Annotated in this window: 1 protein-coding gene; it reads left to right on the plus strand. The window is 43.5% G+C overall.

Annotation, left to right across the window (positions count from 1 at the left end):
* Positions 1–1,352, plus strand: a 1,352-nt coding sequence (locus ACFIL8_RS08420) for a phage portal protein (RefSeq protein WP_375689415.1), incomplete at both ends; no start/stop codon positions are given.

The raw sequence follows: 1,352 nt of genomic DNA on the forward strand, positions 1-1,352 counted from the left end.
GAATACGAAGATTCCGATGCTTTTCAAGATGCAATTATTTGCGGTATGGGCTGGACAGATACACGCCTTGATTATGAACAAGATCCCCAAGGAAAACCAATCATTGCACGTTTAGACCCGATGAAAATGGTGTGGGATGCAAGTGCTGTCAAGCCTAATCTTATTGATGCTCAACGCTTATGGTATATTGATGAAAAACCCCTTGCTGTGGCGCAGGAAATGTTTCCCAATGTTCATTGGAGTGACCTTAATGCTGATTGGGTTAAACATCAGAGCTTTTTACATTCAACCAGCGATGGGATGACACAAAGTTATCAGTCCGAGAGGGGGTATCAAGGAGAAGAGGGGAGCGGCTATCAACGTCCTAAAATGGTGACATTGGTAGAATGTCGCTGGTTTGAACGCGAGGTGGTTTATAAAGTTCTCGAGCCTCTAAGTGGAAAGTTTGTCGATTATTCAGAGCAGGATTTCCAAAATTTAAGCAAAACCTTTCCTCATGTCCAGGCAACAAGGTTGAACAGAAAAATTGTCAAACGGGCATTTTTAGGTAGAAAGCTGCTTGAAGCGCCTGATAAGCCTTTGGTTCCACCCAATCAATTGGGATGGGAGTGTATTACCGGTACTTTTGATAAGTTAAGCCGACAGTTTTACGGAATTGTGCGCCCTACAAAAGATCCGCAACGGTGGGCAAATAAATATTTTAGTCAAGTGATGCATTTGCTTAATAGCCAATCAAAAGGCGGAGTTATGGCAGAACGCGATGCTTTTGATGATGATCGACAAGCCGTCGAGAGTTGGGCTAGAGCCGATAGCATTACTTGGTTGAAAAGTGGGGCTGTGTCTGGCGGAAGAATCCAACCTAAACCCGTGGCGCAATTTCCGCAAGGTTTTTTTCAATTGTTTAATGAAGCAAAGAGTGCTCTCGAACAGGTGACGGGGTTGTCTTCTGAATTTATTGGGACGCGAGCTGTCAATCAGCCTGGCATTCTTGAACAACAACGGCGACAATCGTCACTTAATCTTTTGGCTTCCTTTTTTGATGGGTTGCGTCGATATCGGCAACGACAGGGAAAAATTATTCTCTATCTTATTCAAAATTATCTCTCCGATGGGCGGTTGGTGCGTATTGCTGGTGATGAAAATGCCCAGTATGTGCCGCTGACACGCGAAATGGTGACAAGCTTGGAATATGATATTGTCGTGGATGATGCGCCAACAAGTCTTAATGAAAAAGAGCGTACTTTTGCACTGATCATGCAATTGCTTCCTTTGATGCAAAATTTTACAACGCCTGAGATTATGCTCGATCTTTTACGCTATTCGCCTTTACCGGCTTCACTTATTCATAAAAT

Origin of the sequence: Bartonella sp. AP57NXGY (assembly GCF_042195805.1) — a bacterium.
In the GTDB taxonomy this organism is placed as follows: Bacteria; Pseudomonadota; Alphaproteobacteria; order Rhizobiales; family Rhizobiaceae; genus Bartonella.